This is a genomic window from Pseudomonas sp. GW821-FHT01E05 (assembly GCF_059422425.1).
The window spans coordinates 117,756-144,104 of record NZ_JBWKWW010000001.1 but is presented as its reverse complement, the minus strand read 5'-3'; the positions used below and the strand labels follow the sequence as shown (position 1 = coordinate 144,104).

At 56.9% G+C, this 26,349-nt stretch carries 25 protein-coding genes and 1 pseudogene; 8 read left to right on the top strand and 18 right to left on the bottom strand.

The window, feature by feature from the left end; all coding sequences use genetic code 11:
• Positions 1 to 80: 80 nt before the first annotated feature.
• The 8 genes and pseudogenes from AC07W5_RS00715 (at position 81) to AC07W5_RS00680 (ending at position 6,533) form a co-directional block, all read left to right on the top strand.
• The gene (locus AC07W5_RS00715; RefSeq protein WP_494991025.1) at positions 81 to 926 is read left to right on the top strand and encodes an ABC transporter substrate-binding protein; all 846 of its coding nucleotides are present in this window, start codon (positions 81 to 83) and stop codon (positions 924 to 926) included.
• A gap of 42 nt (positions 927 to 968) precedes the next feature.
• A complete protein-coding gene (locus AC07W5_RS00710) occupies positions 969 to 1,664 on the top strand; it encodes an amino acid ABC transporter permease (RefSeq protein ID WP_495022613.1) in 696 nt (231 codons plus the stop codon).
• A 2-nt stretch (positions 1,665 to 1,666) separates the two neighbouring features.
• Positions 1,667 to 2,356, top strand: a complete 690-nt coding sequence (locus AC07W5_RS00705; protein ID WP_494991027.1) for an amino acid ABC transporter permease — start codon at positions 1,667 to 1,669, stop codon at positions 2,354 to 2,356.
• 4 nt (positions 2,357 to 2,360) lie between these two features.
• Positions 2,361 to 3,119 carry an amino acid ABC transporter ATP-binding protein gene (locus tag AC07W5_RS00700; protein WP_495022612.1) on the top strand — a complete coding sequence of 253 codons (759 nt, stop codon included), beginning with the start codon at positions 2,361 to 2,363 and terminating at the stop codon, positions 3,117 to 3,119.
• Positions 3,120 to 3,207: 88 nt separating this feature from the next.
• Complete coding sequence (locus tag AC07W5_RS00695; RefSeq protein ID WP_495022611.1) at positions 3,208 to 4,071, top strand: MBL fold metallo-hydrolase; 864 nt, start codon at positions 3,208 to 3,210, stop codon at positions 4,069 to 4,071.
• 29 nt (positions 4,072 to 4,100) lie between these two features.
• Positions 4,101 to 4,457, top strand: a pseudogene (locus AC07W5_RS00690) (protein tyrosine phosphatase family protein); the annotation flags it as partial.
• 42 nt (positions 4,458 to 4,499) lie between these two features.
• Complete coding sequence (locus tag AC07W5_RS00685; RefSeq protein WP_495010569.1) at positions 4,500 to 5,717, top strand: NAD(P)/FAD-dependent oxidoreductase; 1,218 nt, start codon at positions 4,500 to 4,502, stop codon at positions 5,715 to 5,717.
• 9 nt (positions 5,718 to 5,726) lie between these two features.
• Positions 5,727 to 6,533 carry a sulfite exporter TauE/SafE family protein gene (locus AC07W5_RS00680; protein WP_494991031.1) on the top strand — a complete coding sequence of 269 codons (807 nt, stop codon included), beginning with the start codon at positions 5,727 to 5,729 and terminating at the stop codon, positions 6,531 to 6,533.
• Positions 6,534 to 6,834: 301 nt separating this feature from the next.
• Here the strand turns inward: AC07W5_RS00680 and glmS are convergent, their stop codons facing one another.
• The 18 genes from glmS to yidC all read right to left on the bottom strand — a co-directional run bounded on the left by glmS (position 6,835) and on the right by yidC (position 26,347).
• On the bottom strand, positions 6,835 to 8,667 hold the full coding sequence (gene glmS, locus AC07W5_RS00675; protein ID WP_494991032.1) for a glutamine--fructose-6-phosphate transaminase (isomerizing): 1,833 nt from the start codon (positions 8,665 to 8,667) through the stop codon (positions 6,835 to 6,837).
• A 1-nt stretch (position 8,668) separates the two neighbouring features.
• Positions 8,669 to 9,445, bottom strand: a complete 777-nt coding sequence (locus AC07W5_RS00670) for a DeoR/GlpR family DNA-binding transcription regulator (protein WP_494991033.1) — start codon at positions 9,443 to 9,445, stop codon at positions 8,669 to 8,671.
• A 214-nt stretch (positions 9,446 to 9,659) separates the two neighbouring features.
• Positions 9,660 to 11,027, bottom strand: a complete 1,368-nt coding sequence (gene glmU / locus AC07W5_RS00665; protein WP_495010505.1) for a bifunctional UDP-N-acetylglucosamine diphosphorylase/glucosamine-1-phosphate N-acetyltransferase GlmU — start codon at positions 11,025 to 11,027, stop codon at positions 9,660 to 9,662.
• A 114-nt stretch (positions 11,028 to 11,141) separates the two neighbouring features.
• Positions 11,142 to 11,567, bottom strand: coding sequence for a F0F1 ATP synthase subunit epsilon (locus AC07W5_RS00660; protein ID WP_494991035.1), 426 nt, complete (start codon positions 11,565 to 11,567; stop codon positions 11,142 to 11,144).
• 44 nt (positions 11,568 to 11,611) lie between these two features.
• Positions 11,612 to 12,988 (bottom strand): F0F1 ATP synthase subunit beta, encoded by a 1,377-nt coding sequence (gene atpD, locus AC07W5_RS00655; protein ID WP_494991036.1) that lies wholly within the window; start codon positions 12,986 to 12,988, stop codon positions 11,612 to 11,614.
• Between the two features lie 27 nt (positions 12,989 to 13,015).
• Entirely contained in the window at positions 13,016 to 13,876 is an 861-nt protein-coding gene (gene atpG / locus AC07W5_RS00650; protein ID WP_494991037.1) for a F0F1 ATP synthase subunit gamma, read from the bottom strand.
• A gap of 50 nt (positions 13,877 to 13,926) precedes the next feature.
• Entirely contained in the window at positions 13,927 to 15,471 is a 1,545-nt protein-coding gene (atpA, locus tag AC07W5_RS00645; protein WP_494991038.1) for a F0F1 ATP synthase subunit alpha, read from the bottom strand.
• Positions 15,472 to 15,492: 21 nt separating this feature from the next.
• Positions 15,493 to 16,029 (bottom strand): F0F1 ATP synthase subunit delta, encoded by a 537-nt coding sequence (locus AC07W5_RS00640; RefSeq protein ID WP_495010506.1) that lies wholly within the window; start codon positions 16,027 to 16,029, stop codon positions 15,493 to 15,495.
• 12 nt (positions 16,030 to 16,041) lie between these two features.
• The gene (locus AC07W5_RS00635; protein ID WP_494991040.1) at positions 16,042 to 16,512 is read right to left on the bottom strand and encodes a F0F1 ATP synthase subunit B; all 471 of its coding nucleotides are present in this window, start codon (positions 16,510 to 16,512) and stop codon (positions 16,042 to 16,044) included.
• 58 nt (positions 16,513 to 16,570) lie between these two features.
• Positions 16,571 to 16,828, bottom strand: coding sequence for a F0F1 ATP synthase subunit C (atpE, locus tag AC07W5_RS00630; RefSeq protein ID WP_019694395.1), 258 nt, complete (start codon positions 16,826 to 16,828; stop codon positions 16,571 to 16,573).
• Between the two features lie 135 nt (positions 16,829 to 16,963).
• Positions 16,964 to 17,833 (bottom strand): F0F1 ATP synthase subunit A, encoded by an 870-nt coding sequence (gene atpB / locus AC07W5_RS00625; protein ID WP_494991041.1) that lies wholly within the window; start codon positions 17,831 to 17,833, stop codon positions 16,964 to 16,966.
• A gap of 16 nt (positions 17,834 to 17,849) precedes the next feature.
• Positions 17,850 to 18,257 carry a F0F1 ATP synthase subunit I gene (locus AC07W5_RS00620; RefSeq protein WP_494991042.1) on the bottom strand — a complete coding sequence of 136 codons (408 nt, stop codon included), beginning with the start codon at positions 18,255 to 18,257 and terminating at the stop codon, positions 17,850 to 17,852.
• Positions 18,258 to 18,405: 148 nt separating this feature from the next.
• Positions 18,406 to 19,278, bottom strand: a complete 873-nt coding sequence (locus AC07W5_RS00615) for a ParB/RepB/Spo0J family partition protein (protein ID WP_495010507.1) — start codon at positions 19,276 to 19,278, stop codon at positions 18,406 to 18,408.
• 9 nt (positions 19,279 to 19,287) lie between these two features.
• Complete coding sequence (locus AC07W5_RS00610; protein ID WP_494991044.1) at positions 19,288 to 20,085, bottom strand: ParA family protein; 798 nt, start codon at positions 20,083 to 20,085, stop codon at positions 19,288 to 19,290.
• Between the two features lie 18 nt (positions 20,086 to 20,103).
• Entirely contained in the window at positions 20,104 to 20,748 is a 645-nt protein-coding gene (gene rsmG, locus AC07W5_RS00605) for a 16S rRNA (guanine(527)-N(7))-methyltransferase RsmG (protein WP_494991045.1), read from the bottom strand.
• Positions 20,745 to 22,637, bottom strand: coding sequence for a tRNA uridine-5-carboxymethylaminomethyl(34) synthesis enzyme MnmG (gene mnmG, locus AC07W5_RS00600; protein ID WP_494991046.1), 1,893 nt, complete (start codon positions 22,635 to 22,637; stop codon positions 20,745 to 20,747). The genes rsmG and mnmG overlap by 4 nt, the downstream gene beginning before the upstream one ends.
• A gap of 577 nt (positions 22,638 to 23,214) precedes the next feature.
• Complete coding sequence (mnmE, locus tag AC07W5_RS00595; RefSeq protein ID WP_494991047.1) at positions 23,215 to 24,585, bottom strand: tRNA uridine-5-carboxymethylaminomethyl(34) synthesis GTPase MnmE; 1,371 nt, start codon at positions 24,583 to 24,585, stop codon at positions 23,215 to 23,217.
• A gap of 79 nt (positions 24,586 to 24,664) precedes the next feature.
• Complete coding sequence (gene yidC / locus AC07W5_RS00590; RefSeq protein ID WP_494991048.1) at positions 24,665 to 26,347, bottom strand: membrane protein insertase YidC; 1,683 nt, start codon at positions 26,345 to 26,347, stop codon at positions 24,665 to 24,667.
• Positions 26,348 to 26,349 lie beyond the last annotated feature (2 nt).

Here is a 26,349-nt window from a genome sequence, read left to right as displayed (position 1 = left end):
GACAAGAGGCACCTCGACGTTCGCTCCACCCAATGCTGACTAAAACTGGAATGCTTTTTCACAATAATAAGGTCAAGAAAATGCAAACGAACCGCGTAGTCAAAGCCCACTGGAAAACTGCAGTACTGGCCCTGGCGCTTGCAACAAGTGTCTCGGCGTCAGCCGACCAACTCAGCGATATCAAGGCAAAGGGGGAGTTGGTCTGTGGTGTGCTCGGCACCGATGAGCCGTTCAGCTTCATGAAGAACCCGGCAACTCGCGAAATCGTGGGTTACGACGTGGATCTTTGCACTGCCATCGCCGCGAGCATCGGTGTCAAGCCGGTGGTGAAGCAATTGGCGAACACAGCACGCATACCCGAGCTGCAGCAGGGCCGTGTCGACCTCCTGACCGCCTCCTTGACCCATAGCAAGGAGCGTGAGGCATTGATCAACTTCTCGCTCTCGACCTTCATCACCGGTCAGAAGGTGATGGTCAAGGCTGACAGTGGCATTGATCAACTTGACCAGCTGGCAGGCAAGAAGATACTGACGATCAAAGGCACCACGATGGAGCAGAGCGTCAGATCGAAGATCCCCACCGCCCAGATCGTTTCGTTCGACACCAATCCTCAGGCCTTGCTCGCTCTGCAACAGGGCAAGGGTGTGGCTTACGCCAACGACGAGACTTCATTGGCCGGTAATTTCGCCAAGCTCGGTGATGCGGCAAAAGACTATCGGATCCTCCCGCAGAGCTTGTCGACCGAGCACTTGGCGTTGGGCCTGAAGAAAGGCGAGCCCGCCTTCCAGGAGCAGGTGAACAAGACTCTGCGTGATCTGGAGTCTTCCGGCGCGGCCGACAAGCTGTTCATAAAATGGTTTGGTCCGGACTCCAACATGAAGTTCGCCAGCCGGTCGTTCAAGATCGAAACCGACAACATCAACTGACTTGTTGAAGGCCCGGCCTTCGGCCGGGCCACGGGCCCATTTATGAATACGTTTGATTTGTCGATCGTGCTGTCCGGGCAGTATCAGGAATGGCTTGTCAGTGGCTTCCTGCTGTCCATCCAACTCGCCCTGATTACCTTGGTCATCGCGCTGCCTCTGGCTATCTTTCTGGCCGTCTTGCGGCTCGCTCCCTACGCCCCGTTACGAGGCATCGCGATCACCTACGTGGAAGCGATCCGCAACGTGCCGCTGCTGGCGCACATGCTGTTCTGGTATTTCGGCGCACCGGAGCTGCTGCCGGCCCCCATCAAGTCCTGGATTTACCAGCACAACATTGAGGCGGTCAGTGCGGTCATCGCCTTGGTGCTCTATACCGCGGCCTATATGGCCGAGGACATCCGCAGCGGCTTGCGTTCCATTCCCAAGGAGCAAATAGAGGCGGGCCGCACCCTCGGTTTTGGCTTTATCAGCACCATGCGCCTGGTGATCCTCCCGCAGTCGTTGCGGGTGACGGTGCCACCGCTGATCAGCCAGACGCTGAACCTGTGGAAGAACACCAGCATCGCCATGGTGATCGGCGTCGCTGAAATGATGTATCAGGCCCAGCAGGTGGAAAGCGCCACCTTCCGGGGGTTTGAGTCGTTCGCCGTAACCACCGCCGGTTATGTCAGCGTCTCGATCGCCATCACCCTGCTGTCCAGCTGGTACCAGCAACGCTATCCCGTACGGAGTGCCTGACGATGCTCGATATCATCCAAACCTATGGGCTGTACTACCTGATCGGCCAGTATCCGAACGGCCCTTTGGGTGGCTTGTTGATGACCCTGATTCTGGCGGCATTGGCACTGGTACTGGCCTTTCCAGTCGGGGTGCTGCTCGCACTTTGTCGCATCAGTCCATTCGCGTTTTTACGCGTGCCGGTCACTGGGTTGGTGCATGTACTACGTGGCACCCCGTTGTTGATGGTGATCTTCTGGGCCTATTTCCTCCTGCCGACTATTACCGGTCAACGCACCGATCAATTCGGCACCATGCTCGCAGCCTTGGTGATTTTCGATGGGGTCTACCTCGCCGAAATCATCCGCGCCGGAATTCTTGGATTGCCGCGCGGGCAAATGGAAAGCGCTCGCTCACTGGGCTTCTCGTACCTGGCCTCGATGCTGTTGGTGATACTGCCCCAGGCCTTTCGCAACATGCTGCCCTCCCTGGTGAATCAGTTCGTCTCCACCATCAAGGAGACCTCGCTGGGCTACATCATCAGCCTCTCCGAAGTGTCGTTCGTCGCATCGCAGATCAGCGCTCAGCTGCCGACCAAACCGGTCGAGATCTATGCACTACTCGGCCTCACTTACTTCGTCATGTGCTTCAGCCTGTCGCGCTTCGCCTTCTGGCTGGAAAAGCATCTCGCCGTCCGTTCTGCAAAGGTTTAATCCCATGATCAAACTAGAAAACGTCAACAAGTGGTACGGCAGCTACCATGCTCTGGCTGACATCAACGAAACCGTGGCCAAAGGTGAAGTGGTCGTGGTCTGTGGCCCGTCTGGTTCAGGCAAGTCGACGATGATTCGCACCCTCAACCGGCTGGAAGCCATCCAGAGTGGCAACATTTTCATCGACGGCGTGGACATCTATGAGCGCTCCGTCAGTGTCAATGCACTGCGTAGCCGGATCGGCTTCGTGTTCCAGCAGTTCAATCTGTTTCCACACCTCACCGTGTTGCAAAACTGCACCCTGGCACCGCGCCGCTTGCGCAAGCTGCCCGCCAAGGAAGCGGACGACCTGGCCATGAGCCTGCTGGAGCGCGTCGGCCTGGCCCACAAGGCCGGCGCTTATCCCGGTGAGCTCTCGGGCGGTCAGCAACAGCGCGTGGCCATCGCCAGGGCACTGGCGATGAACCCGCCGGTGATGCTGTTCGATGAGCCCACCTCCGCGCTGGATCCGGAAATGGTCGGCGAGGTGCTGCAAGCGATGAAAGGTTTGGCTAAGGAAGGTATGACCATGGTCTGCGTCACTCACGAGATGGGCTTCGCCCGCGAAGTGGCCGATCGAGTGATCTTCATGGATCAGGGCAAGGTGCTCGAACGCGCGACGCCCGAGACATTTTTCCAGCATCCAGAGCACCCGCGCGCGCAGCGCTTCCTGTCCGATATTCGCTCGCCATTGGCCGGCGGCGCTATGTCGCTGGCGTCTTGAATGGAGTGCAGCAGTGCGGCTCAACCGCCGCGCTGCTGTACGTTACCGGCAGTACTGACCCAGACGATCCGAGCGTGGAAAAGTGACTATGCAGTTTGACGTTAAACCTGTCTTCGACCCGGATAGCTGCACCTACAGCTACCTGATCAGCGACCCGAAGACCCGCCGCTGCGCGATCATCGACCCGGTGCTCGACTACGATGCCGCCGCCGCCCGCATCTCGTACGCCAGTGCCGACCGCCTGATCGAACAGGTGCGCACCAACGGGCTTGTGCTTGAGTGGATTCTGGAAACCCACGTGCATGCCGATCACCTCTCGGCCGCACGCTATCTGCAGGAGCAATTGGGCGGGCAGATCGGCATTGGCGATCGCATTCCTCAGGTACAGAGCACCTTCGCCAGGCTGTTCGACGCCGAAGACGGATTCAAGGCAGACGGCAGTCAGTTCGACCGCCTGTTCGCCGACAGCGAAACATTCCACATCGGTGAGTTGGCCGTCCGCGTACTGCACACCCCCGGCCATACTCCGGCTTGCGTGACCTATTTGATCGAAGATGCGGCTTTCGTCGGCGACACCCTGTTCATGCCCGACTGCGGCACGGCCCGCTGCGACTTTCCCGGTGGCGACGCACATCAGTTGTACCGTTCGATTGGCCGGCTGTTCGAGCTGCCAGGTAGCACCCGCCTGTTCATGTGCCACGATTACAAATCCCCCAGCCGCGACGTCTACCGTCACCAGACCACGGTGGACGAGGAGCGCGCGCACAACATCCATGTCGGCCAAGGCATCGGCGAAGTTGAATTCGTTGCCTTGCGCACTGCGCGTGACAAAACCCTGAATCAGCCCAGGCTGCTGCTGCCGTCAGTGCAGATCAACATGCGAGCCGGGGAGAGCCCCGTGGCGAAGGCCAATGGCATCAGCTACCTGAAGATTCCGCTCAATGTGTTCTGAATCCTTTTATTGAATTCAGGCAGCGCGACATGGATAACCTCTTTAAGAGTCTAAATGGCATGCAAGTCACCACTCATAGCAAAGATTTTGCAACAACCGGTCAAATAGCCCCGGAAGATCTCAACGAAGCGGCCAGGCTAGGGTTTAGCTCAATCATCTGTAACCGACCGGATCATGAAGGTGGCGCGGATCAACCTGCCAGCGCAGCCATTCAAGCCGAAGCCAAACGGCTGGGCCTGGACTTTGCCTATCTCCCGGTCCAGCCCAATAACATCAGCGACCGTGAAATCCAGCAGTTCGGCCAACTGTTGGGTACTCTACCTGCACCCGTTTTGGCGTTTTGTCGTACCGGTAATCGCTCAACCCAGCTCTACCAACAAGCGTCGGCGAGCGCCGCTCGCAGCGAAGTCGCCACAGGTCGCGCCGATATCAGCGCCGACATCGTGGTCATTGGTGGAGGATCGGCGGGCATCGGGGTCGTGGCAAGCCTGCTCAAGCGTGCTCCCGATCTGCAGATCACGCTCATTGAGCCCAATGACAAGCACTACTACCAACCGGCCTGGACGCTGGTTGGCGGGGGGGCGTATGACGTGCGCAAGACCGTCAGACCCATGTCGCAGGTCATTGCGCGTGGCGCAACCTGGATCAAGGCTGCTGTAGTCGAGGTCCTGCCAGACAGCAAGCGCCTGTCGCTGAGCGACGGTAAAAGCGTCGCTTATCAAAACCTCATCGTCTGCCCGGGGTTGAGGCTTGCCTGGGAAAAAATCGAAGGGCTGGAAGAAACCCTGGGCAAGAATGGGGTGACGTCCAACTACCGCTATGACCTATGCGCCTACACCTGGCAGCTGGTGAAGGGGTTACGCCGCGGTACAGCCCTCTTTTCCCAGCCAGCCATGCCGATCAAATGTGCCGGCGCCCCGCAAAAGGCCCTGTACCTTTCCTGCGATCATTGGCAAAAATCAGGCGTGCTGCAGGACATGGATGTCGAGTTCAATCTCGCTGGCGCAACGCTGTTCGGCGTGGCGGCCTTTGTCCCGCCACTGATGAAGTACATCGAGAAGTATCAAGCGCAGCTGAAATTCGGCTCGAATCTGGTCAAAGTCGACGGCCCGGCCAAAACAGCCTGGTTCGAAAGCCTGGACGAGCTCGGCAAGCCCACTCAGTGCGCCAAAAAATTCGACATGCTCCATGTGGTCCCGCCACAGGTGGCCCCCGACTTCATTCGCAGCAGCCCCTTGGCTGACTCAGCAGGCTGGTGCGAGGTAGATCCGGCGACGCTGCAACACAGCCGCTATCCGGACGTATTTGCGCTTGGCGATATCTGCTCCACCAGCAACGCCAAAACCGCTGCTGCAGCCCGCAAGCAAATCGTCGTAGTGGCCAACAACCTCCTGGCGTTGCGCCGCCATCAACCTATGTTGCTGCGCTACGACGGCTACGGGTCGTGCCCGCTCACGGTCGAAAAAGGCAAGGTGGTGCTCGCAGAGTTCGGCTACGGCGGGAAATTGCTGCCATCGTTCCCCCTGGACCCGACTGTAGCCCGGCAGTGCGCATGGTTCCTGAAAGCCAGATTCCTGCCCTGGTTTTACTGGAACGGCATGCTCAAGGGGCGTGAGTGGCTGACCAGTCTCTCCAAGGCTGAGTGAGGGTCCAGCATGCTACTTAGTGCAATGTTCGGGACAGTCATTGGCATCATTCTTGGCCTTACCGGTGCCGGTGGCGGCATTCTGGCCGTACCCGCACTGGTGATCGGCTTGGGCTGGTCCATGACGGCGGCAGCCCCTGTGGCGCTGTTTGCCGTCAGCGCTGCGGCGACGTTAGGGGCCATGGATGGACTCAGGAAAGGGCTGGTACGTTATCGTGCAGCCCTGGTGATGGCGCTGTTGGGCGCCGTGTTCTCGCCCCTGGGCGTGCACATTGCCCATTCGCTGCCCAACACTGTACTGATCTCCCTGTTCAGCATGGTGATGGTCGTTGTGGCGATACGCATGATTCGACAGACGCGCGGCAGTAAGGCTGAAACCGCAGACACTGAGCAGCGTTGGCAACACAAAAACTGCATGCTCAACCCTGAGACCGGCCGCCTACGCTGGACACTGAAATGCTCAACCACCTTAGCCCTCGTCGGCTCGCTCTCAGGGCTGTTAACGGGGATGCTCGGTGTGGGTGGAGGGTTCCTGATCGTGCCTGCATTTCAACAATTTTCAGACATCAGAATGCATGGCATCGTGGCTACCTCGCTCATGACCATTGCCCTGATCTCAGCCACTGCGGTGACGGGTGCTATTCACGCAGGTGCCCACATAACGGCTACAGGTGGGGTTTTTATAGCCACCAGTGTCGGCGGGATGCTGTTGGGAAGAATCATCTCCCCCAGGATTCCCGCCAAAGCCATACAACTCGGTTTTTCTGCGGTGTGCGTTGTGGTTGCTGGCTACCTGATGCTCAAAACCTGGATGTAGAAAACATAATCAGGATGGCCGCTGCTTACTTTTCCAGGGAGTGCGGCTGAATTACGTCTTCATCTGCCAGATGGCTGCGGGTATTCCATCCGGCGGCATTGCCTGACGTTGAATGCCCCCCAGCGACTACTACGCCTGGTTGGGAGAACCAAAGTCTGCACACGGCAACCAGACGAAAGCGGGATGAGGAAAACGGACAAACGGCTCTCTAAACAAGCAGAACCCCCCGAAAATCGGGGGGTTTAGGCATTGTGTCTAACTATGTTGTCTTGTGTCAGACAGACCGCTGGCTGTGGATAACTCACTCCACCGTTACAGATTTCGCCAGGTTGCGTGGCTGGTCAACGTCCGTGCCTTTGAGCACCGCGACGTAGTACGACAGCAGTTGCAGCGGGATGGTGTAGAGGATCGGCGACAGAATGTCGTGGATGTGTGGCATGTTGATAACGTGAGTACCTTCGCCATTGGTCATGCCGGCCTGTTCGTCAGCAAAGACGATCAACTCGCCGCCACGGGCGCGAACTTCCTGCAGGTTGGATTTGAGTTTCTCCAACAGCTCGTTGTTCGGCGCCACGGTGACCACCGGCATGTCGTTGTCGACCAGCGCCAATGGGCCGTGCTTCAGCTCACCGGCCGGATAAGCTTCAGCGTGAATGTAAGAGATTTCCTTGAGCTTGAGCGCACCTTCCATCGCCACAGGGTATTGCGCGCCACGGCCGAGGAACAGGGTGTGGTGTTTGTCGGCAAACAGCTCGGCAATTTTCTCGACCGTGCTGTCCATCGCCAGGGCTTCACCCAAGCGAGTCGGTAAGCGACGCAGCTCTTCAACCAGCTTGGCTTCCATACCATCTGCCAACGTGCCACGTACCTGGCCCAGGGACAGGGTCAGCAGCAACAGCCCGACCAGCTGAGTGGTGAAGGCTTTGGTCGAGGCCACGCCGATTTCGCGACCAGCCTGGGTCAGCAGGGTCAGATCGGACTCACGCACCAGTGAACTGATCCCAACGTTGCAGATCGCCAGGCTGGCGAGGAAGCCCAGCTCCTTGGCATTACGCAGCGCCGCCAAGGTGTCGGCAGTTTCGCCGGACTGCGAGATGGTCACGAACAGGGTGTCCGGTTGCACCACTACTTTTCGGTAGCGGAACTCGCTGGCGACTTCGACCTGGCACGGAATCCCGGCCAGCTCTTCCAGCCAGTAACGGGCAACCATACCGGCGTGATAGCTGGTACCGCAGGCGACGATCTGCACGTTACGGACCTTTGCAAACAGCTCTGCAGCCTGCTGACCGAATGCCTGGACCATTACCTGATTCTGGCTGAGACGACCTTCCAGCGTACGTTGCACCACAGACGGCTGTTCGTGGATTTCCTTGAGCATGAAGTGGCGGAACGCGCCCTTTTCGGCCGCTTCGGCGCCATCGCGATATTGCACGGCTTCGCGTTCGACCGACTGACCGTTGACGTCCCAGATCTGCACGCTATCGCGATGTATCTCAGCGATGTCGCCCTCTTCCAGGTACATGAAACGGTCGGTGACCTGCCGCAACGCCAATTGATCGGAAGCCAGGAAGTTTTCGCCCAGCCCCAGGCCGATCACCAACGGGCTGCCACTACGTGCCGCTACCAGGCGATCAGGTTGGCGGGCGCTGACAACCGCCAGGCCATAAGCGCCGTGCAGTTCTTTGACAGTGGCTTTGAGTGCCACGGTGAGGTCACTATGGTGTTTGAGTTTGTGGTCCAGCAGGTGGGCGATGACTTCGGTATCGGTCTCCGAAGTGAACACATAATCCAGCGCTTTCAATTGCTCGCGCAGAGCTTCATGGTTCTCGATGATGCCGTTGTGCACCACCGCCAGATCACCGGAGAAATGCGGGTGGGCATTGCGCTCGCACGGTGCGCCGTGAGTTGCCCAGCGAGTATGAGCGATACCGAGCCGACCTGTTAGCGGCTCACCGGCCAGGGCTTGCTCCAACTCGCTGACCTTGCCCGGGCGGCGAACGCGCTCAAGCTTGCCGGCATTACTGAAAACCGCCACGCCCGCGCTGTCATAACCGCGGTATTCCAGGCGCTTGAGGCCTTCGAGCAAAATGGCGGTGATATTCCGTTCAGCGACTGCGCCAACAATTCCACACATGCTATTTCTCCTGGCTGACTGCCGCGCAAATCAAGTTAATGCCGCGGGCCTGAATCTGTTCGCGTGCCTCGAGTGGCAAACGATCATCAGTAATAAGGGTATGGACGCTGCTCCATGGCAGCTCCAGGTTGGGGATTTTGCGGCCGATCTTGTCGGCCTCGACCATCACGATCACTTCACGGGCCACTTCCGCCATCACCCGGCTGAGGCCAAGCAGTTCGTTGAAAGTGGTGGTGCCACGAATCAGATCAATGCCATCGGCACCGATGAACAGCTGGTCGAAATCATAAGAGCGTAGTACCTGCTCGGCGACCTGCCCCTGGAAAGACTCTGAATGCGGGTCCCAGGTTCCGCCGGTCATCAACAGCACGGGTTCGTGCTCCAACTCGCTCAAGGCATTGGCAACATGCAGGGAGTTGGTCATGACCACCAGACCTGGCTGTTGGCCGAGTTCCGGGATCATCGCGGCGGTAGTGCTGCCGCTGTCGATAATGATCCGCGCGTGTTCGCGAATCCGCGTAACGGCGGCGCGTGCGATGGATTGCTTGAACTTCGAGACGGGCTGGCCGATCTCGCTGACCAACTCTTGCGGCATGGTGATCGCGCCACCATAGCGGCGCAACAACAGACCATTGCTCTCCAGGGCAGCCAGATCCTTGCGAATCGTGACTTCAGAGGTTTCGAAACGTTTGGCCAACTCATCCACACTGACTTCGCCCTGCTCATTGAGCAAAGCGAGAATGTTATGACGACGTTGTGGTGTATTTCGTTTCGACATGGACTTATAAGTTTCGTTTCGAAAGATAGCGAAGGCAATCAAAACCTATCTGAAGAAAATCGTCAAGCGGGCGGAATGAAAAAGATCTGTGGATAAAAGCATCGCGGGCAAGCCTCGCTCCTACAAATGATAACGTCTGTAGGAGCGAGGCTTGCCCGCGATAGCTATCTCATGAGCGCCACAGACGCCGAATCCGAAACGCTCTGTGGATAACTCAGCTCTTCTTGATTTTCACCGGCCGTTTCCAGCCATCGATATTGCGCTGACGAGCGCGGCCGACTGCCAACTGCTCGACACCCACGTCAGAAGTAATGGTCGAACCCGCCGCCGTGGTCGCTCCAGATGAGATATCCACAGGCGCCACCAACGAGTTGTTGGAGCCGATGAATACGTCTTCGCCCAGTATCGTCTTGAACTTGTTAGCGCCGTCATAGTTGCACGTGATGGTGCCAGCGCCAATATTGGTGCGCGCGCCGACCTCTGCGTCGCCCAGATAGGTCAAATGACCAGCCTTCGCGCCTTCGCCCAGATGGGCATTCTTCAGCTCTACAAAGTTACCCACATGGGCGCGGGCTTCCAGCACAGTCCCCGGACGCAGTCGAGCAAACGGGCCGGCATCACTGCCCTCGCCCAGGACTGCACCTTCGATATGACTATTGGCCTTGATTACCGCACCTTTGCGCAGGGTGCTGTCTTTGATCACGCAGTTCGGACCGATGACCACATCATCTTCGATGACCACCCGACCTTCGAGAATCACGTTGATGTCGATCAGCACATCACGACCGACACTGACTTCGCCACGCACATCAAGGCGCGCCGGGTCACGCAACGTCACGCCCAGCGCCATCAAGCGACGACCTTCACGCAATTGGTAATGGCGTTCCAGCTCAGCGAGTTGCTTGCGATCGTTGGCGCCCTGCACTTCCATGGCGTCATGGGGTTGCTCGGTGGCGACGACCAGACCATCGTTGACCGCCATTTCGATCACATCGGTCAGGTAGTACTCGCCCTGGACGTTGTTGTTCGACAAGCGGCCCAGCCAATCAGCCAAACGCGCGCCAGGCACCGCGAGAATCCCGGTGTTGCCTTCGCAAATGGCCTTCTCGGCGTCAGAGGCATCCTTGTGTTCGACGATGGCAGTGACGTTACCCTCGGCATCGCGGACGATCCGGCCGTAACCGGTCGGGTCTGCCAGGGTTACGGTCAACAGTCCGAGTTGTTCAGGGCTGGCTTTCTTCAGCAGACGCTGGAGCGTCTCAACTTCAATCAGTGGCACATCACCGTAAAGGATCAGCACATTTTCAGCCGTCAGAAACGGCAAAGCCTGAGCGACGGCGTGACCCGTGCCGAGCTGCTTGTCCTGCAAGACGAAATTCAGATCGTCTGCGGCGAAACGTTCGCGCACCACATCGGCACCATGGCCGATGACTACGTGGATGCGCTGTGGATCAAGTTGCCGGGCGCTGTGGATAACATGACCAAGCATGGAATTGCCCGCGACCGGGTGGAGAACTTTCGGCAGTGCCGAACGCATGCGAGTGCCTTGACCGGCAGCGAGAATAACGATTTCGAGAGACATGACTGGCTACCAATCCTGGGTGGTCAGCGGCTGTGACCAGAAAGTGAATTGCACAAAAAGAAAAAGGGTAGCCGAGGCTACCCTTTTTAATCAATCACACAAAAAGCTGATGGCTTAGCCGCCGAACTTCTTGCGGATCTGCTGGACGGTGCGCAGCTGAGCTGCAGCCTCGGCCAGACGAGCGGCAGCAGAACCGTAATCGAACTCCGCGCCTCTTTCATGCAGGGCCTTCTCGGCAGCCTTGACGGCTTCCTGAGCGGAGGCTTCGTCCAGGTCGGCAGCACGTTGCACAGTGTCGGCAAGAACCTTGACCATGTTCGGCTGAACCTCGAGGTAACCACCGGAGATGTAAAACACCTCGGCTTCCCCACCCTGTTTGATCAGGCGGATCGGACCCGGCTTCAGTTCAGTGATCAGCGGAGCGTGACCTAGAGCGATACCAAGATCACCCAGGCTGCCGTGCGCGATCACCATCTCGACCAGACCGGAAAAGATTTCTCCTTCCGCGCTGACGATATCGCAATGGACTGTCATAGCCATCTGCTTGCCTCAACCTGATTAGCGCCCGTTGCCGGGCGCCGGGATTACAGTTTTTTGGCTTTCTCGATCGCTTCTTCGATGCTGCCGACCATGTAGAACGCTTGTTCTGGCAGGTGGTCGTAGTCACCGTTGAGGATGCCTTTGAAGCCAGCAATGGTGTCTTTCAGGGAAACGTATTTACCCGAAGCACCGGTGAAGACTTCAGCCACGAAGAACGGCTGCGACAAGAAGCGCTGGATCTTACGAGCACGGTTTACCAACTGTTTGTCGGCTTCCGACAGCTCGTCCATACCCAGGATCGCAATGATGTCCTTCAGCTCTTTGTAGCGCTGCAACACATACTGCACGCCGCGAGCGGTGTCGTAGTGTTCCTGGCCGATAACCATCGGGTCCAGCTGGCGCGAAGTCGAGTCCAGTGGATCGACCGCTGGGTAGATACCCAGGGAAGCGATGTCACGGGACAGTACGACGGTGGCGTCCAAGTGGGCGAAGGTGGTCGCTGGCGACGGGTCGGTCAAGTCATCCGCCGGTACGTATACCGCCTGGATCGAAGTGATCGAACCTTCCTTGGTCGAAGTGATACGTTCTTGCAGAACGCCCATCTCTTCAGCCAGGGTCGGCTGGTAACCTACTGCCGAAGGCATACGGCCCAGCAGTGCGGATACTTCAGTACCGGCCAGGGTGTAACGATAGATGTTGTCGACGAACAACAGTACGTCGTTACCTTCGTCACGGAACTTCTCGGCCATGGTCAGGCCAGTCAGTGCTACGCGCAGACGGTTACCCGGCGGCTCGTTCATCTGACCGTAAACCAGTGCAACTTTGTCCAGAACGTTGGAATCCTTCATCTCGTGGTAGAAGTCGTTACCCTCACGGGTACGCTCACCCACACCGGCGAACACGGAATAACCGCTGTGCTCGATGGCGATGTTACGGATCAGTTCCATCATGTTTACGGTTTTGCCTACACCGGCACCACCGAACAGACCGACTTTACCACCCTTGGCGAACGGGCAAACCAGGTCGATAACCTTGATACCGGTTTCCAGCAGGTCGTTGCCGCCAGCTTGTTCAGCGAAGGATGGCGCAGGACGGTGAATGCCCCAGCGCTCTTCGGTGTCAATCGGGCCTGCTTCGTCGATCGGGTTGCCCAGAACGTCCATGATCCGGCCCAGAGTCGCTTTACCGACCGGTACGGAGATGGCTGCGCCGGAGTCGATAACGCCCAGACCGCGCTTCAAGCCTTCGGTGGAACCCATCGCAATGGTACGAACTACGCCGTCGCCCAGCTGTTGCTGAACTTCCAGGGTAGTTTCCGCGCCTTGTACTTTCAGCGCGTTGTAGATGCTCGGTACGCTGTCGCGTGGAAATTCCACGTCGATAACGGCGCCGATGATTTGAACGATACGTCCGCTACTCATAGCTGGATCCTCTGAATATTTGAACCGTTAAACCGCGGCAGCGCCGCCGACGATTTCCGAGATCTCTTGGGTGATCGCAGCCTGACGCGCCTTGTTGTAGATCAGCTGCAAATCGCTGATCAAATCACCGGCGTTGTCGGTAGCGTTCTTCATCGCGATCATCCGCGCTGCTTGTTCAGCTGCGTTGTTCTCGACCACCGCCTGGTACACCTGCGACTCCACGTAGCGCACCATCAAGCCGTCAAGCAGCTCTTTGGCGTCTGGTTCGTAGAGGTAGTCCCAGTGATGCTTGAGTTCTTTTTCCGGGGTCGCCACCAATGGAATCAACTGCTCCACGGTAGGCTGTTGCGTCATGGTGTTGATGAACTTGTTGGATACCACGGACAGGCGGTCAATACGGCCGTCCAGGTAGGCATCCAGCATCACCTTGACGCTGCCGATCAGATCATTGATCGACGGCTCTTCACCCAGGTGGCTGATAGCAGCGACTACGTTACCGCCGAAGTTGCGGAAAAATGCCGCACCTTTGCTGCCGACCACGCACAGATCGATCTCTACGCCGCGTTCGCGGTTTACCGCCATGTCCTTGATCAAAGCCTTGAACAGGTTGGTATTCAAACCACCGCACAAACCACGGTCACTGCTCACTACGACATAACCGACGCGCTTGGTTTCGCGGTCGATCATGAACGGGTGGCGATATTCCGGGTTGGCGTTGGCCAGATGACCAATAACCTGGCGGATGCGCTCCGCGTAAGGACGGCTAGCAGCCATGCGCATTTGTGCCTTGCGCATTTTGCTGACCGCCACTTTTTCCATGGCGCTGGTGATCTTTTGCGTGCTTTTGATGCTCGCAATCTTACTGCGAATCTCTTTTGCGCCTGCCATGTAACACCTATCAGGTTAGCAAGCGGGAGCCTCTCGGCCCCCGCTGCGGCTTACCAGGTTTGGGTGGCCTTGAACTTTTCGATACCGGCTTTGAGGCCAGCGTCGATTTCGTCATTGAAGTCACCCTTCACGTTGATCTTCGCCATCAAATCGGCGTGATCGCGGTTGAAGTAAGCAATCATGGCCTGCTCGAAGCTACCGATTTTTTGAATCTCGACGTCAACCAGGAAGCCACGTTCAGCGGCATACAGGGACAACGACATGTCGGCGATGGACATCGGCGCATATTGCTTCTGCTTCATCAGCTCGGTAACGCGCTGACCATGCTCAAGCTGCTTGCGAGTGGCTTCGTCCAGGTCAGAAGCGAACTGAGCAAATGCAGCCAGTTCACGGTACTGAGCCAGAGCGGTACGGATACCACCGGAAAGCTTCTTGATGATCTTGGTCTGAGCGGCACCACCCACACGGGATACCGAAACACCGGCGTTCACAGCCGGACGGATCCCGGAGTTGAACATGGCCGATTCCAGGAAGATCTGACCGTCGGTGATGGAAATCACGTTGGTCGGAACGAACGCGGAAACGTCGCCAGCCTGGGTTTCAATGATTGGCAGAGCGGTCAAAGAACCGGTCTTGCCAGTCACGGCACCGTTGGTGAACTTCTCTACGTACTCTTCCGAAACGCGGGATGCACGCTCCAGCAGACGGGAGTGGAGATAGAACACGTCGCCTGGGTAAGCTTCACGGCCTGGTGGACGGCGCAGCAGCAGGGAAATCTGGCGGTAGGCCACTGCTTGCTTGGAGAGATCGTCATAAACGATCAGCGCGTCTTCACCGCGGTCACGGAAGTATTCGCCCATGGTGCAACCGGAGTACGGTGCCAGGAATTGCAGCGCAGGAGATTCGGAAGCACTGGCAGCCACGATGATCGTGTTTGCCAGGGCGCCGTTTTCTTCCAGCTTGCGAACCACGTTAGCGATGGTCGATTGTTTCTGACCGATTGCTACGTAGACGCAAAAGATGCCGCTGTTTTTCTGGTTGATGATCGCGTCGATCGCCAGAGCGGTTTTACCGATCTGACGGTCACCGATGATCAGCTCACGCTGGCCACGGCCGACAGGGATCATGGCATCGACAGCCTTGTAGCCAGTCTGTACAGGCTGGTCTACCGACTTACGCCAAATCACGCCTGGTGCAACTTTCTCGACCGCATCGGTCTCGGTGTTGTTCAGCGGACCTTTGCCGTCAACTGGGTTACCCAGTGCGTCGACTACGCGACCCAGCAGTTCCTTACCAACTGGAACTTCGAGGATGCGGCCAGTGCACTTGGCGCTCATGCCTTCAGCCAGAGACTGGTAAGAGCCCAATACAACGGCGCCTACAGAGTCTTGCTCCAGGTTGAGGGCCATACCGAAGACGCCGCCCGGAAACTCGATCATCTCGCCGTACATAACGTCGGCCAGACCGTGAATCCGCACGATACCGTCAGATACGCTGACGACAGTGCCTTCGTTACGGGCTTGGGAGGTCACATCGAGCTTGTCGATGCGGCCCTTGATAATTTCACTTATTTCGGAAGGATTGAGTTGCTGCATTGCTCTGCTGCCCCTTCAAACTCAAGATTTCAATGCTTCGGCAAGGTTCGCGAGTTTGCCGCGAATCGAGCCATCGATAACCAGGTCGCCGGCGCGAATGATGACACCACCGATAAGGGTGGCATCCTCCGCAACTTGCAGGCGCACTTCCCGGTCGAGTCGTGCACTGAGAACCTTGGCGAGTTTGTCTTGCTGTTCTTGGTTCAATGCAAAAGCACTGGTGACTTCCACGTCTACCGATTTCTCTTGTTCGGCCTTGTACAGGTCAAACAGAGCGGCGATCTCCGGCAAAAGCTGAAGACGGTCGTTCTCGGCTGCAACGTGAATGAAGTTCTGTACCTTCACATCAAACTTCTCGCCACACACGTCAATAAACGTGGTGGCCTTGTCTGCGCTCGTCAGTCGCGGGGCCTTGAGCACGCGCTGCATGGTGTCGTCTTGCGACACTGCTGCAGCCAGGCCGAGCATGGCTGACCAAGAGGCCAGCTGCTGGTGGGCCTGGGCGTGCTCGAAGGCTGCCTTAGCGTAAGGTCGGGCCAACGTGGTCAGTTCTGCCATGATCGCCCTCGCTTAAATTTCAGCAGCCAGTTTGTTAACCAGCTCCGCGTGCGCGTTTTGATCGATTGTGGCACCCAGGATCTTCTCGGCACCGCCAACGGCCAGAGCACCCAGTTGGGCACGCAGCGCGTCTTTGACACCATTCAGTTCCTGCTCGATCTCGGCCTGAGCCTGAACCTTCACACGTTCAGCATCGACACGGGCTTTATCAACAGCCTCATCGACGATCTGATTACCGCGTTTCTTGGCTTGCTCAATGATTTCGGCTGCCTGAGCTTTTGCTTCGCGCAGTTGTTGACCCACTTTATCTTGGGCCAATTCCAGGTCGCGAGCTGCTCGGGCGGCAGCGTCCAGTCCATCCGCGATCTTCTTCTGACGTTCGTGCAAAGCCGCGATGACCGGAGGCCACACGAACTTCATGCAAAACAGTACAAAAATGAAGAACGCAACGGACTGGCCAATCAGGGTTGCATTAATGTTCACGCCAACACCTCGCTCGTTCGTTGTCCATCACACTTGCTCAACTCGAAAAACCGAGTAATTAGTGAGCGAGTTGACCAACGAAAGGGTTCGCGAAGGTGAAGAACAGAGCGATACCAACGCCGATCATGGTTACGGCGTCGAGCAGACCGGCAACGATGAACATTTTAACTTGCAGCATTGGAACCATTTCTGGCTGACGCGCTGCGCCTTCCAGGAACTTGCCGCCCAACAGGCCGAAACCAATTGCGGTACCCAGTGCGCCCAGGCCGATCAACAGTGCAACAGCGATAGCGGTTAGACCAACTACAGTTTCCATCTTTCCTCCCGACTTTTACGTCGTATGGTTTAGGTTTTTTAGATTAAAGCGGTAAAACAAAATCGTTTGATACATCAGCCCCAATGGGCACCCTCGCGCCAAAACGAGAGGGTCATCAGACTCGCCAGGCGGGTCTTAATGGTTCTCTTCGTGCGCCATCGACAGATAGACGATGCTGAGCATCATGAAGATAAACGCTTGCAGGGTGATGATCAGGATGTGGAATACAGCCCACGCCCATTGCAGCACCACGCCCAGGCCGCTGAGCCAGAGCAGGCCGCTGCCGAACATGACAGCGATCAGGATGAACACCAGCTCGCCAGCGTACATGTTGCCGAACAGACGCAGTGCCAGAGAGATCGGTTTGGCAACCAGCGTCACGAATTCAAGCAGGAAGTTCACCGGAATCAGCAGAGCCTGAACGAAAATGTTCTTGCTGCCGAACGGGTGAAGGGTCAGTTCGCCGATGAAACCGCCGATGCCCTTGACCTTGATGCTATAGCAAATGATCAACGCGAACACCGACAGGGACATGCCCAGAGTCGCGTTCGGGTCAGTGGTCGCAACGGCGCGGAAGACCAGATGTTGGTCCCCGGAAATCATTGCGGCCAGTTTAGGAATCCAGTCGACCGGTACCAGGTCGATAGCGTTCATCAGGAATACCCAGACAAAAATCGTCAGGGCCAATGGCGCGATCAACGGGTTACGGCCGTGAAAGGTGTCTTTCACGCTGCCGTCGACGAACTCGATCAGAACTTCAACAAAGTTTTGCAAAGCACCTGGTTGACCGGAAGTCGCCTTCTTTGCCGCCATGCGGAAAAGAAGGACGAAAATCAGACCCAACGCAACAGACCAGCCGAGGGTATCGACGTGGAATGCCCAGAAGCCCATTTCTTTGGCTTCTGCTGCGGTGTGGGCAAAACCCCAGCCACCGTTAGGTAGATGACCGAAGGTCAGGTTCTGCAAGTGGTGCTGGATATAGCCCGAAGCGGTTTCTGCTGCCATGGTTGCCTCAAACGCCCTAAGGTCTCGAAAGTCTTGTTTTCATTAGCAGGGGAGCGAACCAGCTGACCAGTTGGGTCAGCACGAAGACGCCAAATACAGCTAATGGCGCCAATGGCTTCACACCTGCAAACGTCAGTGCAAACAGCACAGCCGTCAAAATCAGTTTGCCCGCCTCGCCAGCATAAAAAGACCGGACGATGGCTTGAGCTGCTCGGGCGCCGGAAAACCGAAATGCCCTGTGAGCGAAATACACATTGGGCAGCAAGGCTATCAGTCCTCCGCAGAGTCCCGAGTATCCGGCTACGACTCCATGCCATCGCCAGAGCGCCAAAGCGGCGAGCAGCAAAACGACAAATTGAGCCAATAACACCGGAAATACCGCCAAGCGATGGAACGGCAAGCGGTTTGGCGTGCGGCTTTCCATCACTATTGCCCCCCAAGGGCCGGCTACCAAAATTCAATAACTTGGCATAATTTGTGCCGACAAAATGCGCGCAGAGTATAGGGGCGGTTCTGCCCCTATTCAACTGCCAGGTAGTGATTTCCGTCTGCGCGCTACATATGGTTTTGTTTCAGCGGATGTGTGCGAGAACGCCTTGCAACTCATCGAGTGAGTTATAACCGATGACCAACTGTCCTTTGCCCTTCTTTCCGTGGCGGATCTGCACCGCAGAGCCCAGGCGCTCAGCCAGACGCTGCTCGAGACGGGCAATATCAGGGTCAGGTTTGGTGGGTTCGGCAGGCTCCTGTTTACCACTCAACCACTGGCGAACCAGGGCTTCAGTCTGGCGAACAGTCAGGCCACGTGCGACAACGTGTCGCGCCCCTTCAACCTGTTGATTTTCCGGCAAACCCAGCAATGCACGTGCATGACCCATTTCCAGGTCACCATGGGACAGCATCGTCTTGATTACTTCAGGCAACGTGATCAAGCGCAGCAAGTTGGCCACGGTCACGCGGGATTTACCCACCGCTTCGGCGACTTGCTGCTGAGTCAGCTGGAATTCCTGCTGCAAGCGCTGCAGGGCGACCGCTTCCTCGATAGGGTTGAGGTCTTCGCGCTGGATGTTCTCAATCAGCGCCATGGCGATCGCGGTCTCATCCGGCACATCGCGCACCATCGCCGGGATGGTTTCCTGACCGGCTTGTTGACTGGCACGCCAGCGGCGTTCGCCAGCAATGATTTCAAAGCGACCACCACCGATCGGGCGAACCACAATCGGCTGCATCACACCCTGTGCCTTGATCGACTGAGCCAGTTCTTCCAGCGCTTGTGGATCCATGTCCCGACGTGGCTGGTATTTGCCACGTTGAATCAGGTCCAACGGCAAGTGCTGCAGCTCACGCTGATCTGCCTGTACCGCCTGCTCTTCCAGCAAGCTGACAGTCGGACCACTCAGCAGTGCATCCAGTCCACGTCCGAGACCTCGTTTCTTGACGGCCATGGGGATTCCTTAAGTTGCCTGAGCAGCGGCGGTGCGTGAGTTTTTGCGTTGGCGACGAACCATCTCGCCCGCCAGGGCCAGATAGGCCAGCGCGCCACGGGATTGTTTGTCGTACGCCAGAGCCGGCATGCCATAACTCGGTGCTTCGGCCAGACGAATGTTGCGCGGAATCACAGTGTCGTACAGCTGCTCACCGAAGTGTTCCTTGAGCTGGGCTGAAACGTCGTTCATCAGGCTCAGGCGCGGGTCATACATGGTCCGCAGCAAGCCTTCGATTTTCAGGTTCGGGTTCAGCAGTTCAGCGATACGCTTGATGTTATCCACAAGGTCGCTCAGACCTTCCAGTGCGAAATACTCGCACTGCATGGGGATAATCACGCCATCGGAAGCCACCAGAGCGTTGAGCGTGAGCATCGACAGCGATGGCGGGCAGTCGATCAGAATGTAATCGTAATTCTCACGGATCGGCGCCAGGGCGCTGCGCAGACGGCTTTCTTTCATCTGCATTTCCAGCAGAACGACTTCTGCCGCAGTCAGATCGCGGTTGGCCGGTAGCAGTTGATAACCGCCATGCTCGGAAAAATGCATGGCCTGGGCCAGATCGCATTCACCGATCAGCAGGTCATAGACCGAATTTTCCAGGCCGTGTTTATCCACACCGCTACCCATGGTGGCGTTGCCCTGTGGATCGAGATCGATCAACAGCACCCGACGCTTGGTCGCGACCAGGGATGCTGCGAGGTTGATGCAGGTGGTGGTCTTGCCCACACCACCCTTTTGGTTCGCTATCGCGAATACCTTAGCCATTCTTGCTTGTGTTCCCAATCATGCCGTGCGGCGCAGTATCAGCAGATGGCGTTGGCCTTGGCAACCAGGTACGGCCAGGGCGTGTTCGCTATCGAGGTGGAAGTCTGCCGGCAATGCTACCAGCTCATCCGCAGGATGAACGCCCTTCATTGCCAGCCAACGTGTGTCGCTATCGCCCAAGTGGCGAGTCCAATTGCTGAAGTTCTCCATACTGCTGAACGCCCGGGAAATGATCCCGTTGAATGGCAGTTCAGGCTGGAAGGCTTCGACGCGACTGTGGATAACTTGCAGGTTATCCAGTTTTAGTTCGAGTTTGACCTGGGTCAGAAAACGGGTTTTCTTGCCATTGCTGTCCAGGCAGGTCACTTGGGACTCGGGAAACAGGATTGCCAACGGGATGCCAGGCATCCCGCCGCCACTACCGACATCCAGCCAGCGACCGTTTTCGATGAAGGACATCACGCTCAGGCTGTCGAGCAAATGCCGTGAAACCATTTCGTCCGGATCACGTACTGCCGTGAGGTTGTAAGCCTTGTTCCATTTTATCAACAGGGCCAGGTAGTCCAGCAGCTGCGCATGTTGGGCGTCTGTCAGGCTGACACCCAGCTGGCGAGCGCCTGTGGATAACTCTTCGGCGTGTTGCGAGGTGACCAACGAACTCAAGCGCTTTGCTCCAACTGACGGCCCGCGCCGCGTTTTTTCAAATGAATCATCAGCAGCGAAATCGCTGCCGGGGTAACGCCCGGAATCCGCGAAGCCTGGCCCAGGGTCTCCGGGCGGGTCGCGCCGAGCTTGCTTTGAATCTCTTTGGAAAGCCCCGAGATGTTCGTGTAATCGATATCCACAGGCAACCTGGTGTCTTCGCTGGCCCGCAGTCGAGCGATTTCATCTTGCTGGCGATCGATGTAGCCGGCGTATTTGGTCTTGATTTCAACCTGCTCGGCGACTTGTGGATCTTCCGTGCCCGCGCCAGTCACCGAGATCAGACCAGCGTAGTCGATTTCCGGACGGGTCAGCAGGTTCAGCAAGTTGTATTCGTGAGTCAGCGGCGTGCCGAATTTTTCAGAGATTGCATCGCCTTGTTCGGTGCCAGGGCGAACCCAGGTACTTTTCAGACGCTGTTCTTCCAGCTCGATGCTTTCGCGTTTCTTGCAGAAAGCCGCCCAACGCACGTCATCCACCAGACCCAATTCGCGACCTTTTTCGGTCAAACGCAGGTCCGCGTTGTCTTCGCGCAGGATCAAGCGGTATTCGGCGCGGGAGGTGAACATCCGGTACGGTTCCTGAGTACCCAGGGTAATCAGGTCGTCGACCAATACGCCGATGTATGCCTCGTCGCGACGCGGGCACCAGCTGTCTTTGCCCTGGGCACGCAGTGCCGCGTTGGTGCCGGCCAGCAAACCCTGGGCACCGGCTTCTTCGTAACCGGTGGTGCCGTTGATCTGCCCGGCGAAGAACAGACCGCCGATGACTTTGGTTTCCAGGCTGTACTTCAGGTCTCGCGGATCGAAGTAGTCGTACTCGATGGCGTAGCCCGGGCGAACAATGTGAGCGTTTTCCATGCCACGGATCGATTGCACGATCTGCAGCTGCACATCAAACGGCAAGGATGTGGATATCCCGTTCGGGTACAGCTCGTGAGTGGTCAATCCTTCCGGTTCGATGAAGACCTGGTGGCTTTCCTTGTCGGCAAAGCGGTGGATCTTGTCTTCGATCGACGGGCAGTAACGCGGACCGATACCTTCGATCACCCCGGAATACATCGGCGAACGATCGAGGTTCGAGGCGATGATCTCGTGTGTACGGGCATTGGTGTGGGTAATCCAGCAACTGACCTGCGCTGGATGCTGTTCTTTGGACCCCAGGAACGACATCACCGGAATCGGCGTATCGCCGGGTTGCTCGGTCATTACCGAAAAGTCCACAGAGCGGCCATCGATACGCGGTGGCGTACCGGTTTTCAGGCGACCCACGCGCAAAGGCAGTTCACGCAGACGATGTGCCAGGGCGATCGACGGTGGATCGCCGGCACGACCGCCGGAATAATTCTGCATCCCGATGTGGATAAGTCCGCCGAGGAAGGTGCCAGTGGTCAACACCACGGAGTCTGCGAAGAAACGCAGGCCCATTTGGGTGACAACACCACGCACTTGTTCCTGTTCAACGATCAGGTCATCGGCAGCCTGTTGAAATATCCACAGGTTCGGCTGGTTCTCGAGAATCTCGCGTACAGCGGCCTTGTACAGAACGCGGTCGGCCTGGGCACGAGTAGCGCGCACGGCTGGGCCTTTGCGGCTGTTCAACACACGAAACTGAATACCACCTTTATCGGTAGCCATGGCCATCGCGCCACCAAGGGCATCGATTTCCTTGACCAGATGGCTCTTGCCGATCCCGCCAATCGCGGGATTGCAGCTCATTGCTCCGAGGGTTTCCACGTTATGCGTAAGCAGCAGGGTTTTTACCCCCATGCGTGCTGACGCAAGTGCAGCCTCGGTACCGGCATGACCGCCGCCGATGACGATCACTTCAAAACGGGAAGGGAAATCCACCACGCACCTCGTGCCTGCTTCTATGGGTTATTCGGATAGACCGGCAAGTATAGGGACTTCGACCTTCTTAAAGAACCCTTTGCACAAAATTTAACCAGCTGTGGATGAATCACAGATAATAGAAATTAAAAGAGAGAGATTTAATAAATCTTTGTTTTTATGTTTATTTCTACTGAGCCTGTATTCTGTGGATAGATCTATACAGGCCTTTATTTTCAATGTGTACAGAGATTTATAAGTCTGTGGTTAGGTGGCAATGAGGCCCTTGGATAACCGGTTTAAGCCTGTGGGTAAAAGTGATGGTTGTCCACAGGCGGGGTTTTCCTCAGTTTTCTGGCCCTGTTATCAACTGAGCCTAAGGGCGGTTATTCACAGGGCTTAATCCACAGAAAAGCGCTGAATGGAACAAATTCCACCCACGGCGAAACCACCGAAGCGGTCGATGCCGCCTGCGGTTTAAATAATTTGGAGAAATGTGCAGAGGTGGGAGCCTGGCTTGCCAGCAAACGATGCGATGCGGTTTGTCAGATAGGCCGCTTCGCGAGCAAGCTTGGCTCCTGCAGAGGGAATGGTGAGGTTATTTGCCGATGCAGAAGCTGGAAAAGATACGGCCAAGCAGATCATCGGAACTGAATGCACCGGTAATCTCACCCAAAGCCTGCTGGGCCTGACGCAAATCTTCCGCCAGAAGCTCACCAGCACCAGCGAGGGTCAATTGCGCACGACCATGCTCGAGTGAGGTACTGGCATGGCGCAAAGCTTCCAGATGTCGCCTGCGAGCACTGAAGCTGCTTTCCGAGGTCTGCTCATAGCCCATGCAAGCTTTGAGGTGATCGCGAAGCAACTCCAGGCCTTCGCCGGCAGACCTGGCGCTCAGGCTGATAGTCACGTGGCCATCCTCACTGACTTCCAGCGCGATCGCTTCCCCCGTCAGGTCGGCCTTATTGCGAATCAAGGTTACTTTTGCCGGATCCGGTCGCTGCTCCAGGAACTCAGGCCACAGCGAAAACGGATCAAGAGCTTCGGGGGCGGTGGCATCGACCACCAACAAGATCCGATCAGCTTCACCAATAGCCTTTAGAGCTCGCTCGACGCCAATTTTTTCGACCTGGTCATCGGTGTCGCGTAACCCTGCAGTATCGACCACATGCAGCGGCATGCCATCAATGTGGATATGTTCGCGAAGGATATCCCGAGTGGTTCCGGCAATTTCCGTGACGATCGCCGCTTCACGCCCGGCCAGCGCATTGAGCAGACTGGATTTGCCGGCATTTGGCCGACCGGCGATCACTACGGTCATGCCATCACGCAGCAATGCCCCTTGCCCGGCTTCACGCAGTACTGTTGATAACTCGTCACGCACCGTATCGAGCATCTTCAACACATGGCCATCGGCAAGGAAGTCGATTTCCTCCTCCGGGAAATCAATCGCCGCTTCGACATAGATACGCAGGCTGATCAGCTGTTCCGTGAGGTTATGCACACGCTGCGAAAACGCGCCTTGCAACGAACGCAAAGCATTTCGTGCGGCCTGTGTAGAACTGGCTTCAATCAGGTCGGCGATGGCTTCAGCCTGAGCCAGGTCGAGTTTGTCGTTAAGAAACGCTCGTTCGCTGAATTCCCCCGGACGGGCCAGACGGCAGCCCAATTGCAGACAGCGCTGAAGCAGCATATCGAGCACGATCGGACCACCGTGGCCCTGGAGCTCGAGCACGTCTTCGCCGGTAAATGAATTCGGCCCCGGGAAATATAGGGCAATGCCTTCATCCAGAACTTCGTCCTGCTCGCTGAGGAACGGGCCGTAGTGCGCAAAACGCGGTTTCAGTTCACGGCCGCTGAAGGCTTTCGCGGCGATGCTTGCGAGCGGTCCGGAGATTCGGACGATGCCCACACCGCCACGACCTTGAGCGGTAGCGACGGCAGCGATGGTTTCACGAGGGACGCTCATAACCCAATATCCAGACAAAAGTGACAGATAGCAAAACGCCCCACTAGGGGGCGTTTTCAGTGGTTATCAACAGAGTAAGTTACGCAGCGGCTTTTTTGGTAGCAGCTTCGATCTTACGCGTGATGTACCACTGTTGTGTGATCGACAGACAGTTGTTGACCACCCAGTACAGCACCAGACCAGCCGGGAACCACAGGAAGAAGAAGGTGAAGATGATAGGCATCAGCTTCATCACCTTGGCCTGCATCGGATCCGGAGGAGTCGGGTTCAACTGCTGCTGGATGAACATGGTGGCACCCATGATGATCGGCAGAATGAAGAACGGATCCTTGATCGACAGGTCAGTAATCCACAGCATGAAGGGTGCCTGGCGCATTTCCACGCTTTCCAGGAGAACCCAGTACAGCGAGAGGAAAACCGGCATTTGCACAAGAATCGGCAAGCATCCACCCAGCGGGTTGATCTTCTCTTTCTTGTACAACTCCATCATCGACTGCGACAGTTTCTGCCGGTCATCACCATGTTGCTCTTTCAGAGCCGCCAATTTCGGCGCTACTGCACGCATGCGTGCCATGGATTTGTAACTGGCTGCCGACAGCGGGAAGAAGAGCCCTTTGATCAGCATGGTCAGGAAGATGATCGACCAGCCCCAGTTACCGACCAGCGCGTGGATATGTTGCAGCAACCAGAAGATCGGCTGGGCAATGAACCACAGAATGCCGTAGTCGACAGTCAATTCCAGGCCTGGGGACAACTCTTTCAGTACGGCCTGGCTTTTCGGACCGGCATAAAGCGTAGCGGTCGTTTCAGCCTTGGCGCCTGGCGCAACGGTCAACGCCGGGCCAGTGTAACCAATGATGTAGTTACCTTTGCTGTCTTTACGGGTCTGGACGATGTTGCTTTCGCCTTTCGCCGGAATCCACGCAGTCACGAAGTAGTGCTGCAACCAGGCAACCCAACCACCTTGAACGGTTTCTTTCAGCGAGCCTTTGTCCATGTCCTTCATCGACACTTTCTTGTACGGCTCGGAACTTGTCCACAGGGCAGCGCCCAGGTAAGTAGCGGTGCCGGTAGCAGTGCTGGAAGAAGGATCGGCGCTATTGTCACGCTTCAATTGCGCGAACATTGCACCGGACCAAGGCTGAGCGCTTTGGTTGTCGATCAGGTAGGAAACGCCTACATCGTACAGACCACGCTTCAAGGTGAAGCGCTTGATGTAATTGACGCCGCCGGCGCTGTATTTCAGGTCGACGATCAGTTGGTCCTGACCGTCAGCCAGTTGATAAGTCTTCTTCTCGGACGAGAATACCGGGCGACCCGATGAACTGGCATCCGGACCGTTGGTCCCGATCAGACCGCTTTGCGCCAGATAGGTCCGCTCACCGCCGTTATCGAACAGCTGGAATGGAATTTCCGGGTGATCCTGACGACGTGGATACAGCGGCAGCTTCAGCTGGGCGATATCACCACCTTGTGGATCGATAGCCAGGTCGAGCACATCCGTTTTGATCTGGATGAGGTCTTTGCTTGCAGCCACTGGAGCTTCGGCTGGTGCACTGGTATCGCTTGCCGCGCGTGGAATGTCGTCACTAACGGAGGCGTTATTGCCAGTCGCCGTTTCCGGTAGGCCCGGTGCGGTAGTACTGGCGGCAACATTCTGAGTCGGCAGGGCAGCCTGACCATAGTCCTGGTTCCATTTAAGAACCATAACGTAGGACACGATTGCCAGGGCGACGATCAGGATCGTGCGTTTAATATCCATGA

Coding starts and splice junctions, on each gene's coding strand:
- AC07W5_RS00715 (WP_494991025.1), top strand. CDS start 81: ATGCAAACGAACCGCGTAGTCAAAGCCCACTGGAAAACTGCAGTACTG.
- AC07W5_RS00710 (WP_495022613.1), top strand. CDS start 969: ATGAATACGTTTGATTTGTCGATCGTGCTGTCCGGGCAGTATCAGGAA.
- AC07W5_RS00705 (WP_494991027.1), top strand. CDS start 1,667: ATGCTCGATATCATCCAAACCTATGGGCTGTACTACCTGATCGGCCAG.
- AC07W5_RS00700 (WP_495022612.1), top strand. CDS start 2,361: ATGATCAAACTAGAAAACGTCAACAAGTGGTACGGCAGCTACCATGCT.
- AC07W5_RS00695 (WP_495022611.1), top strand. CDS start 3,208: ATGCAGTTTGACGTTAAACCTGTCTTCGACCCGGATAGCTGCACCTAC.
- AC07W5_RS00680 (WP_494991031.1), top strand. CDS start 5,727: ATGCTACTTAGTGCAATGTTCGGGACAGTCATTGGCATCATTCTTGGC.
- glmS (WP_494991032.1), bottom strand. CDS start 8,667: ATGTGTGGAATTGTTGGCGCAGTCGCTGAACGGAATATCACCGCCATT.
- AC07W5_RS00670 (WP_494991033.1), bottom strand. CDS start 9,445: ATGTCGAAACGAAATACACCACAACGTCGTCATAACATTCTCGCTTTG.
- glmU (WP_495010505.1), bottom strand. CDS start 11,027: ATGTCTCTCGAAATCGTTATTCTCGCTGCCGGTCAAGGCACTCGCATG.
- AC07W5_RS00660 (WP_494991035.1), bottom strand. CDS start 11,567: ATGGCTATGACAGTCCATTGCGATATCGTCAGCGCGGAAGGAGAAATC.
- atpD (WP_494991036.1), bottom strand. CDS start 12,988: ATGAGTAGCGGACGTATCGTTCAAATCATCGGCGCCGTTATCGACGTG.
- atpG (WP_494991037.1), bottom strand. CDS start 13,876: ATGGCAGGCGCAAAAGAGATTCGCAGTAAGATTGCGAGCATCAAAAGC.
- atpA (WP_494991038.1), bottom strand. CDS start 15,471: ATGCAGCAACTCAATCCTTCCGAAATAAGTGAAATTATCAAGGGCCGC.
- AC07W5_RS00640 (WP_495010506.1), bottom strand. CDS start 16,029: ATGGCAGAACTGACCACGTTGGCCCGACCTTACGCTAAGGCAGCCTTC.
- atpE (WP_019694395.1), bottom strand. CDS start 16,828: ATGGAAACTGTAGTTGGTCTAACCGCTATCGCTGTTGCACTGTTGATC.
- atpB (WP_494991041.1), bottom strand. CDS start 17,833: ATGGCAGCAGAAACCGCTTCGGGCTATATCCAGCACCACTTGCAGAAC.
- AC07W5_RS00620 (WP_494991042.1), bottom strand. CDS start 18,257: ATGGAAAGCCGCACGCCAAACCGCTTGCCGTTCCATCGCTTGGCGGTA.
- AC07W5_RS00615 (WP_495010507.1), bottom strand. CDS start 19,278: ATGGCCGTCAAGAAACGAGGTCTCGGACGTGGACTGGATGCACTGCTG.
- AC07W5_RS00610 (WP_494991044.1), bottom strand. CDS start 20,085: ATGGCTAAGGTATTCGCGATAGCGAACCAAAAGGGTGGTGTGGGCAAG.
- mnmE (WP_494991047.1), bottom strand. CDS start 24,585: ATGAGCGTCCCTCGTGAAACCATCGCTGCCGTCGCTACCGCTCAAGGT.
- yidC (WP_494991048.1), bottom strand. CDS start 26,347: ATGGATATTAAACGCACGATCCTGATCGTCGCCCTGGCAATCGTGTCC.